Source organism: Pseudomonas extremorientalis, assembly GCF_001870465.1.
Lineage (GTDB): Bacteria > Pseudomonadota > Gammaproteobacteria > Pseudomonadales > Pseudomonadaceae > Aquipseudomonas > Aquipseudomonas extremorientalis.
This window is the reverse complement of sequence record NZ_MDGK01000031.1, coordinates 270034-286127: the sequence shown is the minus strand read 5'-3', so window position 1 is coordinate 286127 and position 16094 is coordinate 270034. Positions and strand designations below refer to the sequence as shown.

The following is a 16094-nucleotide window of genomic DNA, read 5'->3' as shown; positions in this document are numbered from 1 at the left end:
GTTCCTACACCATCCCCTGACTAAATGCTAGAATCCCCGCCCATCATGCGGTCATTCTTCGTTATGGCCGAACATTCCTTCAAACAGTGCATCCCATGCTGAAGAAGTTGTTCCAGTCATTCCGTTCTCCCTTGCGTCGTACGCAACACAAACGCAGCACGCCTGAAGTGCTCAACAGCAGCCAGCATTCGCTGCAACGCGCTCAATTCAGCCGTTATGCCGTGAATATCGTCGAACGTTTGCAGAACGCCGGTTACCAGGCTTATCTGGTGGGCGGTTGTGTACGCGACATGCTGCTCAATATCACGCCCAAGGACTTCGACGTCGCCACCAGCGCCACGCCTGAGCAAGTGCGTGCCGAATTTCGCAATGCGCGGATCATCGGCCGGCGCTTCAAGCTGGTGCATATCCACTTCGGTCGCGAAATCATCGAAGTTGCGACGTTCCGCGCCGGCCACCCGCAAAACGATGAAGAGGAAGACACCAATCAGTCTTCCCGCAACGAAAGCGGGCGCATCCTGCGTGACAACGTCTACGGTACCCTCGAGGAAGACGCGCAGCGCCGCGACTTCACCATCAATGCCTTGTATTACGATCCGGTCAGCGAGCGCATTCTCGATTACGCCAATGGCGTACACGATATCCGCAACAACCTGATCCGCCTGATCGGTGACCCGGTCCAGCGCTACCAGGAAGACCCGGTGCGCATGCTGCGTGCAGTGCGTTTTGCCGCCAAGCTCAACTTCGGCATCGAGAAACACACCGCCGCGCCGATTCGCGAACTGGCACCGATGCTGCGGGAGATCCCTTCGGCGCGCCTGTTCGAAGAAGTGTTGAAGCTGTTCCTCTCGGGCTACGCCGCCGACACCTTCGAAATGCTCGTCGACCTGCAGTTGTTCGACCCACTGTTCCCGGCCAGCGCCGAGGCGCTGGAATACAACCCGACGTACACCCATACCCTGATCAGCGAAGCACTGATCAACACCGACCTGCGCATCAAGCAGAATAAGCCGGTCACCCCGGCGTTCCTGTTTGCCGCCCTGTTGTGGCCGGCCCTGCCCAAGCGCGTGCTGCGCCTGCAGGAGCGTGGCATGCCGCCGATCCCGGCCATGCAGGAAGCCGCCCATGAGCTGATCGCCGAGCAGTGCCAGCGCATCGCCATTCCCAAACGGTTCACCATACCGATCCGTGAGATCTGGGACATGCAGGAGCGCCTGCCACGTCGCAGTGGCAAACGTGCCGACCTGTTGCTGGACAACCCGCGTTTCCGCGCCGGCTACGACTTCCTTTTGTTGCGTGAGAGCGCCGGCGAGCAGACCGACGGCCTGGGCGAATGGTGGACCGACTACCAGGACGCCAATGACAGCGAACGCCGCGACATGATCCGTGACCTCGGCAGCAAAGGCGATGGCGAAGGCGCCGGGCCGAAGAAGCGTCGCCGCAGCAGCAGCAAGCGCAAGCGCAGCGCGGCCGACGCCTCGGGCGAATAAGCGTGGAACGCATCTACATCGGCATGGGCAGCAACCTGGCGGCCCCGGATCAGCAATTGCGCAGCGCTATCGAAGCACTGGCGCAATTGCCCGGCACGCACGTCGCCGGTGTCTCTGCCTTCTATCAAAGTGACTCCCTGCTCCCGGGCCAACCGCGCTATACCAATGCAGTGGCCGCCCTTGACAGTAACCTCGCCCCTCTTGAGCTGCTGGATGCGCTGCAAGCCATCGAGAACGACCAGGGCCGCGAACGCCTCGAGCGCTGGGGCCCGCGCACGCTTGACCTGGACATCCTGCTGTTTGGCGATCGCCTGATCGACGAACCGCGTCTCAAGGTGCCGCACTACCAGATGCACCTGAGGGCTTTTGTGCTGTACCCGTTGGCCGAACTGGCGTCCGCCAGCCTGGCGTTACCCGATGGCCAAACCCTCAACGAACTGCTTGAAGCCTGCCCGTTTGTCGGTCTTGAACGGCTCACCGTTGCTGAATCGCGTCAGTAACAGCGGTAACACCGTCATCGTAACAATGCGGTAACACATCCAATTGACTTCCCGAGTCCTCCTCACGACTATAGGCGTCCCGCTGCCGCCAACCCGGCGCTGAAGGGCGCGATCCAGGCCTTATAAGCACTGCTCTCAAGACAGTGCGCCTGTATAAACGAAGACTCACGCGCGTTACTCGCTGTTTCCAAGCGCCTGAACGAGGACCCTTTTCATGCCAGACATTACCCTGACCACCTTGCAGAGCCTCAAGCTCAAAGGTGAAAAAATCGCCATGCTGACCTGCTACGACGCCACGTTCGCCCACGCCAGTTGCCAGGCCGGGGTTGAAGTGCTGCTGGTGGGCGACTCCCTGGGCATGGTTCTTCAAGGGAATGACAGCACCCTGCCCGTCACCACCGATGAACTTGCGTACCACACCGCCAGCGTCAAGCGCGGTAACGATGGCGCCTTCATCATCGCCGACCTGCCGTTCATGGGTTACGCGACGCTCGAACAGACCTTCCAGAATGCCGGCAAGCTGATGCAAGCCGGCGCGCACATGATCAAAATTGAAGGCGCGTTATGGCTCGCCGAGTCGATCCGCCTGCTCGCGGAACGCGGCGTGCCGGTATGTGTGCACATGGGCCTGACGCCGCAGTCGGTGAACATCCTTGGCGGCTATAAGGTCCAGGGCCGGAATGAGGCCCAGGCGCGCCAGATGCGTGCGGACGCCATCGCCCTGGAACAGGCCGGCGCCGCCATGATCCTGCTCGAATGTGTGCCGAGCGAGTTGGCGGCAGAAATCACCCAGGCCGTGAAAGTGCCAGTAATCGGTATCGGCGCAGGTTCGGCCACCGATGGCCAGGTGCTGGTGCTGCATGACATGCTCGGCCTGTCGATCAGCGGTCGTGTGCCTAAGTTCGTGAAGAACTTCATGGCTGGCCAGAGCAGCATCCATGACGCCTTGAGCGCCTACGTCGCCGAAGTCAAAGGCGTGACTTTCCCGGCCGCCGAACATGGGTTCTCTGCATGAACACCGTTAAAACCGTACGTGAACTGCGGGCCGCCGTAACCCATGCCCGCAGCGCCGGCAAGCGTATCGGCTTTGTGCCGACCATGGGCAACCTGCACAGCGGCCACGCCACCCTGGTGACCAAGGCCGCCCAGCAGGCGGATTTCGTGGTCGCCAGCATCTTCGTCAACCCGCTGCAATTTGGCGCCGGCGAAGACCTGGACAAATACCCCCGCACCCTGGCCGCCGATCAGGAAAAGTTGCTGCAGGCCGGCTGCAACCTGCTCTTCGCACCTAACGTCGAGGAAATGTACCCCGGCGGCATGACCGGCCAGACCCGTGTCAGCGTGCCGCAACTGTCCGAAGGCCTGTGCGGCGCCAGCCGTCCCGGGCATTTCGAAGGCGTGGCGACGGTGGTCAGCAAGCTGTTCAACATGGTGCAGCCGGACATGGCCGTGTTTGGGCAGAAGGATTACCAGCAACTGGCCGTGATCCGCGCCATGGTGCATGACCTGAACATGCCGATCCAGATCATCGGCGAGCCCACCGTGCGCGCCGACGACGGCCTGGCGCTGTCGTCGCGCAACGGTTACCTCAGCGACGAACAGCGCGCCATTGCGCCGGTGCTGTACCGCAGCCTCAGCCAGATAGGCGCTGCGATCAAGGCCGGTGACCATGACTTCGCCAAGCTGCGCGCCGAACAGGTCCGCCAGATCGAAGCCGCCGGGCTGCGCCTGGACTACCTCGAAGTGCGCCAAGGCGTGCATTTGCGCCCGGCCACGGCCGAAGATCGGGATATCGTGATCCTGGTCGCCGCCTACTTGGGGGCCACCCGTCTCATCGATAACCTGCATCTGATCCTCGACTGACCCTTCCAGTTGCCCTCCTCACTGCGTAAATAAAAAGTGCCGGTATAAAAAAGTACCGGCCTTAGCGCAGACAAAGCCAAGACATATCGACACGCTAGGTTTAATGTAATCGCCCTGCGCTATGGTTAGCGCTGTCTGGAACCCATTGCTTGATCAAAGACTGGATGTTCCAGGCAAATAAGTGTCCTAAAGGCAGTCCCCGTAATAAAAGGAAACCCGCAGCGATGGCGTACTACCGCACCCCTCATGACGTTACCGCTCTGCCCGCCTGGCAAGCGCTCAATCAACATCGCCAAGCCATGCAGGATTTCAGCATGCGCGAAGCGTTCAATGCCGATCCTCAGCGTTTTTCCCAGTTCACCTTGAGCAGCTGCGGACTTTTCCTCGATTACTCGAAAAACCTGATCACCGGCGAAACCCGTGACCTGCTGGTAAACCTCGCCAAAGAGGTCCACCTCAAGGAAGCCATTGACGCGCTGTACAAAGGCGAACCGGTCAACTCGTCGGAAGGCCGCCCAGCGCTGCACACCGCACTGCGCCGTCCGGTGGGTGACAAGCTGTCGGTCAACGGCGTGAACATCATGCCGGACGTGCACAAAGTGCTGAACCAGATCACCGACCTGGTCGGCCGCATCCACGACGGCCTGTGGCGTGGCTACACCGAGAAGCCGATCACCGACGTGGTGAACATCGGTATCGGTGGCTCGTTCCTCGGCCCGGAGCTGGTCTCCGAAGCGCTGCTGTCCTACGCCCACAAAGGCGTGCGCTGCCACTACCTGGCGAACATCGACGGCAGCGAGTTCCACGAGCTGACCCTGAAGCTGCGCGCCGAGACCACGCTGTTCATCGTCTCGTCGAAATCCTTCAACACCCTCGAAACCCTGAAAAACGCCCAGGCCGCCCGTGCCTGGTACCTGGCCCAGGGTGGCTCGGAAGCCGAGCTGTATCGCCACTTCATCGCCGTGTCGAGCAACAACGCGGCGGCCGTGGCCTTCGGAATTCGCGAAGAAAACATCTTCCCGATGTGGGATTGGGTCGGCGGCCGTTACTCGCTATGGTCGGCCATCGGCTTGCCGATCGCCCTGGCCATCGGCATGTCCAACTTCAAGGAACTGCTGTCCGGTGCCTACACCATGGACCAGCATTTCCAGAACGCCCCGTTCGAACAGAACATGCCGGTGCTGCTGGGCTTGCTGGGCGTGTGGTACGGCAACTTCTGGGGCGCGCAGAGCCACGCGATCCTGCCGTACGACCACTACCTGCGTAACATCACCAAACACTTGCAACAGCTGGACATGGAATCCAACGGCAAGAGCGTGCGCCAGGACGGTACGCCCGTCGCTACCGATACCGGCCCGGTGATCTGGGGCGGCGTTGGCTGCAACGGCCAGCACGCTTACCACCAGTTGCTGCACCAGGGGACCCAACTGATCCCGGCCGACTTTATCGTGCCGATCGTCAGCTTCAACCCAGTGTCCGACCACCATCAATGGCTGTACGCCAACTGCCTGTCCCAGAGCCAGGCGCTGATGCTCGGCAAGACCCGCGCCGAAGCGGAAGCCGAGCTGCGCGACAAAGGTATCCCGGAAGACGAAGTGCAGAAGCTGGCACCGCACAAGGTGATTCCGGGCAACCGCCCGAGCAACACCCTCGTGGTCGAACGCATCAGCCCGCGTCGCCTGGGTGCCCTGGTAGCCATGTATGAGCACAAAGTGTTCGTACAGAGCGTGATCTGGGGTATCAACGCCTTCGACCAATGGGGTGTGGAGCTGGGCAAGGAGCTGGGCAAGGGCGTCTACAACCGCCTGACCGGCGCCGAAGAGACCTCGGCCGAGGACGCTTCGACCCAGGGCCTGATCAATTACTTCCGCGGTCGTCACCGCGGCTGATCCAGGTTTTGCAAGGCCAACGTCCATTTGGAGGTTGGCCTTGAACCCTACCCCTGCCGGGTGCATCTTTATGACTTGTCGCAAAAACAAGAATAAGGATCGCTCATGTTCGATATCAGCACGTTCCCCACCGCCGATGCCGTCCGCCGGGCTGCGCAACTCAGTCAAGAGGACTATCAGCGCCTCTACCGCCAATCCATCGAACAGCCGGATACCTTCTGGGCTGAACAGGCCGAGCGCTTTCTCGACTGGATAACCCCCTGGCACACCGTTCAACGCTCAGACATCCACACCGGCACCGCCCAATGGTTTGCCGGTGGTCAACTCAACGTCAGCTACAACTGCATCGACCGTCACCTGGCGCAACGCGCCGATCAGCCGGCCTTCATCTGGGAAGGCGATGATCCGGCAAAATCTTCAAAAATCACCTACCACCAACTGCACCAGAACGTCAGCCGCCTGGCCAATGTGCTGAAAAGCCGTGGCGTGAAGAAAGGCGACCGGGTATGCATCTACATGCCGATGATCCCGGAGGCCGCCTACGCCATGCTCGCCTGCACACGGATTGGCGCGGTGCACTCCGTGGTGTTTGGTGGTTTCTCGCCGGATGCCTTGCGTGACCGTATTCTCGATGCCGACTGCCGCACGGTGATCACCGCAGACGAAGGCGTGCGCGGCGGCAAGCCCGTTGCACTGAAGCAGAATGTCGACAAGGCCCTGGCCAGCTGTCCGAATGTGAGCACGGTGCTGGTAGTGGAGCGCACCGGAGCGGCCGTTGACTGGAGCGAAGGTCGCGACCTCAAGTATCAACAAGCCCTGGATGCGGCCAGCAGCGACTGCCCGCCCGAGCCGATGGACGCCGAAGACCCGCTCTTCATCCTCTACACCTCCGGCAGTACCGGCAAACCCAAGGGCGTGCTGCACACCACCGGCGGCTACCTGCTGCAAGCGGCGATGACCTTCAAGTACGTACTCGACTACCGCGACGGCGAAGTGTTTTGGTGCACCGCCGATGTGGGCTGGGTCACCGGCCACAGTTACATCGTGTACGGCCCGCTGGCCAATGGCGCGACCTCGCTGATGTTCGAAGGCGTGCCGAGCTATCCGGACAGTTCGCGCTTCTGGCAGGTGATCGACAAGCACCAGGTCAACATCTTCTACACCGCGCCCACCGCCCTGCGTGCGCTGATGCGCGAAGGCCACGGCCCGCTGGAAAATACCTCGCGCGCCAGCCTGCGCCTGCTGGGCAGCGTCGGCGAACCGATCAACCCGGAGGCCTGGGACTGGTACTTCAATGCCGTGGGCGAACAGCGCTGCCCGATTGTGGATACCTGGTGGCAGACCGAGACCGGCGGCATCATGCTCAGCCCACTGGTCAGCGCCCAGCGAATCAAGCCAGGGTGCGCGACCCAGCCAATGTTCGGCGTACAGCCGGTACTCCTCGATGAACACGGCAAGGAATTCAGCGGCGCCGGCAGTGGCGTACTGGCGATCAAAGCCAGCTGGCCGGGGCAGATCCGCAGTGTGTACGGCGATCCGCAGCGCATGGTCGACACCTACTTCAAACCCTACCCCGGCTACTACTTCACCGGTGACGGCGCACGCCGCGATGAAGACGGCGATTATTGGATCACCGGGCGCATCGACGATGTGATCAACGTGTCAGGCCATCGCATCGGCACTGCCGAGGTAGAAAGCGCCCTGGTGCTGCACGACCAGGTGGCCGAGGCCGCCGTGGTGGGCTATCCCCATGATGTCAAAGGCCAGGGCATCTATGCCTTTGTCACCCCCATGAATGGCGTGGAACCCAGCGATGCGTTAAAAAAACACCTGCTGGATCTGGTCAGCAAAGAAATTGGCAGCTTCGCCAAGCCGGAACTGATCCAATGGGCCCCGGCCTTGCCGAAAACCCGTTCCGGCAAAATCATGCGCAGGATCTTGCGCAAGATTGCCTGCAACGAACTGGACAGCCTGGGTGACACCTCGACCCTGGCCGATCCGAGCGTGGTGGACGGTTTGATCGACAAACGCCTGAACCGATAGGAAACCCCACGTCGCCATGGAATTTATCCGCAGCCGTATCGAAACCCAGTTGATGAGCCTGACCGGCCTGTCGCTGGGCCAACTGGACCTGGAAAACCCCAAGGGCGACCCAGGCTTGTTCGGGCCCGACTCGGTGAGTTGGCAAGTGCATGGCGACTTCAGCAGCATGCTCATCGGCGGCATCAGCGCCTTGATGCTGCAAGCCTTGCATCCGCTGGCCCTGGCGGGCGTGTGGGACCATTCCAACTTTCGCCAGGACATGCTCGGGCGCTTGCGGCGGACCTCGCAGTTCATTTCGGGCACGACGTTCGGCTCGCGCAGAGACGCCGAATGGCTGATCGAAAAAGTCCGCACCATTCACTTGCAGGTGGTCGGCCACGCCCCGGATGGCCGGCCTTATGCGGCCAGCGACCCGGAATTGCTGACCTGGGTGCATGTGGCGGAGGTCAGTCACTTCCTGGCCGCTCACTTGCGTTATTGCAACCCGCACCTGTCCGGTCGCGACCAGGACCGTTACTACAGTGAAATTGCCTTGGTCGCTGAACAGCTGGGTGCGCGGCATGTTCCGCGTTCTCGGCAGGACGTTTCGGATTATCTGGCTCGCATCCGCCCGCAATTGCTGTGCGACGATCGCAGCCGCGAAGTGCTGCGGCTACTGCTGAATGCTCCCTCCCCCAGCCTGCTGGCCAAGCCATTTGGCAGCTTGATGATGCGCGCCGGGATCGACCTGCTGCCGGATTGGGCCAGCGCGATGCTCGACCAGCACCAGAGCCCGCTGCAACGCCAGATGATCCGTGCCGGCGTCAAACGCAGTGCCCCGATGTTGCGCTGGGCGATGCGCAATGGCTCTGTGCAACGCGCCCATCGCCGGATGGGGTTGATGTAGGCGACGGCGCATAGCTGTTAAACTTCGCGCCCTCAATTCCCCAGCAAGGCGCGCTCCATGTCTCCCTTGAATCAGGCGCTGCGCGCCGCCCTCGATCATCGCCAAGACCTGATCAGCGAGTTGCACGCCCAAGGCACCGACTGTTACCGGCTGTTCCATGGCAGCCAGGAAGGCGCCGGGGGCCTGACCATCGACCGCTACGGCCCGCAGTTGCTGGTGCAGAGTTTCCACCAATCCCTGGAAACCGCCGACCTGCTGGACCTGCATCAACAGGTCAACCAGTACATGGGCCTGGAGTTGCTGCTGGTGTACAACGATCGCGCCCGTGGCAATTCGCGCATCGACCGCGAAGACACGGTGTATCGCGCCGAACCCGCCGCACTGGAGGACCTGGTTGGTCACGAGTGGGGCCTCAGTTACCGCGTGCGTGGGCGGCATGCCGGGCAGGACCCGCTGCTGTTCCTCGACCTGCGTAACACCCGCGGCTGGGTCAAGGCCAACAGCGCCGGAAAAAGCGTGCTCAACCTGTTCGCCTACACCTGCGGCGTGGGCCTGAGCGCAGCCGCCGGTGGCGCCCGCGAGGTGTGCAACCTGGACTTTGCCGAGGGCAACCTGGCGGTCGGTCGCGAAAACGGCTTGCTGAACCCGCAATTGCCGAGCATGGAGTTCGTACAGTCCGACTACTTCCCGGCGATTCGCCAATTGGCAGGCCTGCCGATCACCCAGCGCCGTGGGCAAAAGCTGCCGAGTTATCCGCGCCTGGAGCAACGTCAATACGACCTGGTGCTGCTGGATCCACCGGCCTGGGCCAAGAGCGCGTTCGGCACCGTCGACCTGCTGCGCGACTACCAGAGCCTGCTCAAGCCAGCCCTGCTGGCCACCGCTGACAATGGCGTGCTGATCTGCTGCAACAACCTGGCGAAAGTCAGCATGGAGGATTGGCGCGAACAGGTGCTGCGCTGCGCGGAAAAAGCCGGGCGCCCGGTGCGTGACTGGAAAATCATGACGCCTGGAGCGGACTTCCCGTCCCAGGATCAGCAACCGCCCCTGAAAACCCTGATACTCCAACTGTAAGACGTTTCTCAAAGGCCCTTGCTCTTCGGAACCGAAAACCCGTGCCATACTCCAAGGCACTCCTGTTTGACATAGATGGCGCCGCCCCATGCCCAAAGGATTGATTCGCGCCGCTGGCGCCTTGTTGACCGCCCTTGCCCTGTACAGCTTGCTGGGCTTTTTGATTCTCCCCGGCATCGCCCTTCGCATCGCCAACCAGCAGTTGGCCAATTACGCCACGGTGCCGGCGCGGATCGAGCGAATCGAGCTCAACCCGTTCAGCCTGGAATTAACCCTGTGGGGCCTGAAGATCGGTGAACCCGGCAAGGAACAAGTCGGGTTCGAACGCCTCTACGCCAACCTGCAGATCGACAGCCTCTGGACCCGCGCCCTGCACCTGGCCGATATACAGCTGGACAAACCCAAGACCGAGCTGCTGTTCGACAAGTCCGGCCAACTCAACCTGGCGCAGTTGTTCAAACTGCCACCCAGCGAGCCAACACCGACCAATCCGGATGCCAAACCGTTCCCTTTGCGTATCGACAGCATCAAGCTGGCCGGCGGCTACGTGCATTTCGAAGACTTGCGCCCCAGCGAGCCCATCGAATTCCTCTACGACACACTCGACTTCGAGCTGAAGAACCTCAGCACCCTGCCCGAAGACAATGCCGACATGACCCTGGTCGCAGCCGGCCCCGCAGGTGGACAGATCGACTGGAAAGGCAATTTCAGCCTGGTGCCGATCACCTCCGAAGGCACGTTGAAGGTCACCGACGGCAAGATGAAAGCCTGGTGGCCCTATGTACGTGACGCGCTGCCACTGGTGCTTGAAGACGGCGTGCTCAACTTCAGCACCGAGTACAAATTCAGCCTGGCCAAAGAGACCGAGCTGAACCTGACCAACACCGCCGCCAGCATCGCGCCCTTTGCCATCAAGGCACCGGACGGCCGCCCATTGGTGCGCCTGGAGCGCCTGGACGTCAGCGAGACCACGGTGGACCTGGCCAAGCAGCAAGTGGTGGTCGGCAAGATCCGCAGTAACAAACTGGAGACCTGGGCGGCCCTTGAGGCTGACGGGCAACTGGACTGGCAGAAACTGTTCGCCAGCCAGCCGAGCAAACCGGCCAAGGCAACCGAAGCGAAAAACGCACCCGCCACCGCCGACTCGCCAAAAGCCGAACCCGCCGCGCCAAGCAAACCGTGGCAAGTGCTGCTCAAGGACGTGCAACTGCGTAACTACCAGGTGCACCTGGCCGATCGACAGGCCAAGCCAGCAGTAGCGCTGGAACTCGGCCCGTTGAACGTCGACATGCAGAATTTCGACAGCCTCAACCGGAGCCCGTTTACCGTGAAGGTCGACTCCGGCGTGGGCAAGCAAGGCAAGCTCCAGGCGTCCGGCGAGGTCAACCTCAACCCGGTCAGTGCCAGGCTGAAAGTGAACACCCAGGACATCGACCTGCGGGTGGCCCAGTCCTACATCAGCCCGTTCATTCGCCTGGAACTGCGCAGCGGTATGCTAGGCAGCAATCTTGATGTGAACCTCAAAAGCACCGATCCGCTGAAGTTGCAGGTCACAGGCCGGGCTCAGGTCGATCAATTGCACACCCTGGATACCCTCAAGACCCGCGACTTTCTCAAATGGCAGCGCCTGGTGCTCGAAGGCGTGAACTACCAGCACGGCGACAGCCTGTCGATCGACAAGGTCAACCTGCTGCAGCCGTATGCGCGCTTCATGATCAACGACGACCGCACCACCAACGTGGATGACCTGCTGATTCCACAAGCGCCCGACAAAGGTTCCAAACCCGCCAGCAAGGACAAGCCCCTGGGCATCCGCATCGGGCAGATTGCGATCAATGACGGCTCGGCCAATTTTGCCGATTTCAGCCTTACCCCCAACTTCGCCACCGCGATTCAACAGCTCAACGGGCAGATCGGCACTATCGACAGTCGCCAGGCCAAACCGGCCAGCGTCGATATCAAGGGCAAGGTTGATCGCTATGCGCCAGTGACTATCAAGGGCAGCGTGAACCCGTTCGACCCGATGGCGGCGCTGGACATTGCGACCAGCTTCAAGCGTGTCGAACTGACCACCCTGACGCCTTATTCCGGCAAGTTCGCTGGCTTCCGTATCCGCAAGGGACGACTGAACCTCGACCTGCACTACGTAATCACCAAAGGCCAGTTGAAGGCCGAGAACAAGGTGGTGGTTGAGCAATTGCAATTGGGCGAGAAAGTCGACAGCGCCGATGCCGTGGACTTGCCGATTCGCCTGGCCGTCGCTTTGCTCAAGGACAGTGATGGCAAGATCTCCATCGAATTGCCGGTAACCGGTGACTTGAACAACCCGCAATTCAGCGTGATGCCGATCGTATGGCAGACCCTGCGTAACCTCGTGGTACGCGCAGCAACGGCGCCGTTCAAGTTTATCGGTGGGTTGGTGACCGGTGGCGGCTCGGAAGATCTCGGTAATGTGTCGTTCGCCGCCGGTTCCAGCGAGTTGAACAAGGATGCCGAAAGCGCCTTGAACACACTGGCCAAAGCGCTGAAAGAGCGTCCTACCCTGCGCCTGGAAATTGAAGGCACCGCCGCAGCCAGCAGCGATGGGCCATTCCTTGCGGCCCAGCGGCTAGAGCGTGAATACCAGTACAACTACTACAAGATTCTTCAACGTCGCGGTGACAAAGTACCCGCCCAGGCGTCGTTGCTCGTCGTACCCGAGAAGGAAAAAGCCCCCTTGCTGGAAGGCATCTACCGCACCCGTCTGAAACAACAACCGCCGGCCGAATGGAAGGATCTGAGCAGCGATGAGCGCAGCGCGAAGCTTCGCGACGGCGTGATCAAATTCTGGAGTGGCAGCGACGTACTGCTACGCCAACTTGGCCAGGACCGTGCCAGCACCATCAAGGATTACCTGGTGGATAAAGGCCAATTGGAAGATGACCGGGTGTACTTCATTGATGCCAATCTGGGCCAGGCGGAGAAAGATGGTCGCGTCGTTACGCCAATGCACCTGGATGCCGAATAAGCCCTGTAGGAACCGCCCACAATAGAACAGGCCCCGACACAAGTGCCGGGGCCTGTAATGACCACATCCGTGTGGTCGGTCGCATGAACTCCAGAGGTGCATCGGGTGGATATCTAACTCACCCTAAGCCGCCGCCGTCTCGTTCAGACGAAGCTCCAAGGGTTACTCTGCTTTCAGGCCGTCGGCCGATACAGCTTTAACGCCTTTGATTTTCTTGGTGATGTTCACCGCGGTAGTTTTCTGAGCTTCAGTGACCGGGGTGGTCGAAGACAGGGACACTACACCTTTATTGGTTTCGACTTTGATGTCGGTACCAGGAATGCCTTTCTCGGTTACCAGGTCAGCTTTTACTTTGGTGGTGATCCAGGTATCGGAGGTGGACTCTTTAGCGCCTGCTGCTGCGCTTTTGGTTTTGTCGATGTTGTCCGCCTTGGTCGCGCCGCCAGCCAGCAGGCCGTCAGCCGAAACAGCGGTTACACCTTTGATTTTTTTGGTGATGGCTACGGCAGTCGCTTTTTGCGAGTCCGAGATAGCGACGTCAGAAGAAAGGGAAACCACGCCTTTATTGGTTTCAACCTTGATGTCGGAACCTGGAATACCTTTTTCGGTCAGCAGGTCAGCTTTGACTTTGGTAGTGATCCAAGTGTCGGAAGTAGCTTCTTTCGCCTTGGTGGCTTCACCCGCTGCAAGGGTCATTGGCGCTTGGGAAGTCTGGGCAAAGGCAACGTTAGCACCCATGGCCAGGGTCAGAGCGGTAGCAGTAGCGAGAGCGAACTTCTTCATACGAGTAACTCCTGTTTTATTGAAAGTCTGCAGTGTGTGAACCTTGATGCTGCAGCGTTAACAGGGTTATTGCAGGCAGTGTGCCAAGTCCGAATCACCAATAAAATCCTTTATAAACAACAACTTATAAAAAATAGAAAATTTCGGATTCGTGCAACTTGCATGATGCCGCCCGTGCCTGCATGCAAGTTGCGGCTTTTGCTCTCATTTAAGCGTCTGATTTTTAGGTACTTTCCTGCATCCCAAAAAAAAGGACTCCGAAGAGTCCTTTTTTTCAGCGTGAAGCCTGGGGGGTGATTAAACGCCCGAAGCCTTGGCTGCTGCTACGTCCTTGATGGACAGCTTGATACGGCCGCGGTTGTCCACGTCCAGTACCAGCACTTCCACTTCCTGGCCTTCCTTCAGAATGTCGGTGACTTTCTCAACGCGAGCGTCGCTCAGCATGGAGATGTGCACCAGACCGTCCTTGCCAGGCAGGATGTTGACGAATGCGCCGAAGTCGACGATGCGCTCAACCTTACCGACGTAGATCTTGCCGATCTCGGCCTCGGCAGTGATGCCCAGGACGCGCTGACGTGCTGCTTCAGCCGCTTCCTTGGTTTCGCCGAAGATCTTGATCGAGCCGTCGTCTTCGATATCGATCGAAGCCTTGGTTTCTTCGCAGATCGCACGAATGGTCGCGCCGCCTTTACCGATAACATCACGGATTTTGTCGGTGTCGATTTTCATCGCGATCATGGTCGGAGCATTTTCCGACAGCTCGGTGCGGGACTGACCAATGATCTGGTTCATCTGGCCGAGGATGTTCAGGCGCGCTTCCAGGGCTTGGCCCAGGGCGATTTCCATGATCTCTTCGGTGATGCCCTTGATCTTGATGTCCATCTGCAGCGCGGTCACACCTTTGGCGGTACCGGCTACCTTGAAGTCCATGTCGCCCAGGTGGTCTTCGTCGCCCAGGATGTCGGTCAGGACGGCGAACTTCTCGCCTTCTTTAACCAGGCCCATGGCGATACCGGCAACCGGCGCCTTCATCGGCACACCGGCGTCCATCAGTGCCAGGGAAGCACCGCAAACGGAAGCCATGGAGCTGGAACCGTTGGACTCGGTGATTTCCGACACGACACGGATGGTGTACGGGAACACGTCAGCGGCAGGCAGCATGGCCTGGACCGAACGGCGGGCCAGACGGCCGTGACCGATTTCGCGACGACCAGCCCCCCCCATGCGACCGCACTCGCCCACCGAGAACGGAGGGAAGTTGTAGTGCAGCATGAACGGGTCTTTTTTCTCGCCTTCCAGGGTGTCCAGCAACTGTGCGTCACGGGCGGTACCCAGGGTCGCAACGACCAGCGCCTGGGTTTCACCACGGGTGAACAGGGCCGAACCGTGAGTCTTCGGCAGAACGCCGACTTCGATGTTCAGCGGGCGCACGGTGCGGGTGTCGCGACCGTCGATACGTGGCTTGCCGTTAACGATGTTTTCGCGGACGGTGCGGTATTCGATCTCACCGAAAGCGGCTTTGACGTCGCTGGCGGAAGGCTGGCCTTCTTCACCGGACAGCTTGGCCACAACCTGGTCCTTCAGCTCGCCCAAGCGAGCGTAACGGTCGGCCTTGACGGTGATGGTGTAGGCGTCGGAGATGGCAGCGCCGAACTCGGAGCGGATAGCGCCCAGCAATTCGGTGGCTTCCGGGGCAGCAGCCCAGGTCCAGGTTGGCTTGGCCGCTTCGGCGGCCAGTTCGTTGACGGCCTTGATGACAGCCTGGAACTCATCGTGAGCGAACAGTACAGCGCCCAGCATCTGGTCTTCGGTCAGCTCTTTGGCTTCCGATTCAACCATCAGCACGGCTTCCGAGGTACCGGCAACGACCATGTCCAGGCTCGATGCTTTCAGTTGCTCGTAAGTCGGGTTCAGCAGGTAGCCGGTGCTTTCGTGGAACGCAACGCGGGCTGCGCCGATCGGGCCGTCGAAAGGAATACCGGAGATGGCCAGGGCCGCCGAGGTACCGATCATCGCCGCGATGTCCGGATCGGTCTTCTTGCTGGTGGAAACGACGGTGCAGACAACCTGCACTTCGTTCATGAAGCCTTCTGGGAACAGCGGACGGATCGGACGGTCGATCAGTCGGGAAGTCAGGGTTTCTTTCTCGGAAGGACGGCCTTCGCGCTTGAAGAAACCGCCAGGGATCTTACCGGCGGCGTAAGTCTTTTCCTGGTAGTGAACGGACAGAGGGAAGAAGCCTTTGCTCGGGTCAGCGGTCTTGGCGCCAACAACGGTCACCAGTACGGTAACGTCGTCATCAACGGTAACCAGCACTGCGCCGGAGGCTTGACGGGCGATACGGCCTGTCTCGAGGGTAACGGTCGACTGACCGAACTGGAATTTTTTGATAACCGGGTTCACGGTGTCCTACCTTCTTTGTGGCTCTTGGGGAACTTGTCTTCTTGCGAAATTCTTGGGCAATGCCGGGAATCGGCCCGACGCTCGTCCAGGGTAAAACGTGTGTCCAGATAAAACTTGAGGCTGGGAGCCTGCCATGGGCCAGCGGGAATCCCACTG

General features: G+C 60.3%; 11 protein-coding genes. 9 read left to right on the top strand and 2 right to left on the bottom strand.

Annotated elements, in window-relative coordinates; genetic code table 11:
- The first annotated feature begins 95 nt into the window (after window positions 1–95).
- The 9 genes from BFN10_RS13095 (at window position 96) to BFN10_RS13055 (ending at window position 12752) form a co-directional block, all read left to right on the top strand.
- A complete protein-coding gene (locus BFN10_RS13095) occupies window positions 96–1490 on the top strand; it encodes a polynucleotide adenylyltransferase PcnB (protein WP_071490008.1) in 1395 nt (464 codons plus the stop codon).
- A gap of 2 nt (window positions 1491–1492) precedes the next feature.
- Entirely contained in the window at window positions 1493–1990 is a 498-nt protein-coding gene (gene folK / locus BFN10_RS13090) for a 2-amino-4-hydroxy-6-hydroxymethyldihydropteridine diphosphokinase (protein WP_071490007.1), read from the top strand.
- Between the two features lie 214 nt (window positions 1991–2204).
- Complete coding sequence (gene panB, locus BFN10_RS13085) at window positions 2205–3005, top strand: 3-methyl-2-oxobutanoate hydroxymethyltransferase (RefSeq protein ID WP_071490006.1); 801 nt, start codon at window positions 2205–2207, stop codon at window positions 3003–3005.
- Window positions 3002–3853 carry a pantoate--beta-alanine ligase gene (gene panC, locus BFN10_RS13080; protein WP_071490005.1) on the top strand — a complete coding sequence of 284 codons (852 nt, stop codon included), beginning with the start codon at window positions 3002–3004 and terminating at the stop codon, window positions 3851–3853. The genes panB and panC overlap by 4 nt, the downstream gene beginning before the upstream one ends.
- Window positions 3854–4077: 224 nt before the next feature.
- Window positions 4078–5742 (top strand): glucose-6-phosphate isomerase, encoded by a 1665-nt coding sequence (pgi, locus tag BFN10_RS13075; RefSeq protein WP_071490004.1) that lies wholly within the window; start codon window positions 4078–4080, stop codon window positions 5740–5742.
- 105 nt (window positions 5743–5847) lie between these two features.
- Window positions 5848–7785: an acetate--CoA ligase gene (gene acs, locus BFN10_RS13070; RefSeq protein WP_071490003.1), complete on the top strand. Its 1938-nt coding sequence runs from the start codon at window positions 5848–5850 to the stop codon at window positions 7783–7785.
- A gap of 16 nt (window positions 7786–7801) precedes the next feature.
- Window positions 7802–8671, top strand: a complete 870-nt coding sequence (locus BFN10_RS13065) for an oxygenase MpaB family protein (RefSeq protein WP_071490002.1) — start codon at window positions 7802–7804, stop codon at window positions 8669–8671.
- A gap of 57 nt (window positions 8672–8728) precedes the next feature.
- Window positions 8729–9745, top strand: a complete 1017-nt coding sequence (locus tag BFN10_RS13060; RefSeq protein ID WP_071490001.1) for a class I SAM-dependent rRNA methyltransferase — start codon at window positions 8729–8731, stop codon at window positions 9743–9745.
- Window positions 9746–9833: 88 nt separating this feature from the next.
- Window positions 9834–12752: a DUF748 domain-containing protein gene (locus tag BFN10_RS13055; protein WP_071490000.1), complete on the top strand. Its 2919-nt coding sequence runs from the start codon at window positions 9834–9836 to the stop codon at window positions 12750–12752.
- Between the two features lie 162 nt (window positions 12753–12914).
- On the opposite strand, the gene BFN10_RS13050 is transcribed toward BFN10_RS13055, so the two are convergent.
- Window positions 12915–13535: a BON domain-containing protein gene (locus BFN10_RS13050; protein WP_071489999.1), complete on the bottom strand. Its 621-nt coding sequence runs from the start codon at window positions 13533–13535 to the stop codon at window positions 12915–12917.
- A 297-nt stretch (window positions 13536–13832) separates the two neighbouring features.
- Entirely contained in the window at window positions 13833–15938 is a 2106-nt protein-coding gene (pnp, locus tag BFN10_RS13045; RefSeq protein WP_071489998.1) for a polyribonucleotide nucleotidyltransferase, read from the bottom strand.
- Between the last annotated feature and the right edge of the window lie 156 nt (window positions 15939–16094).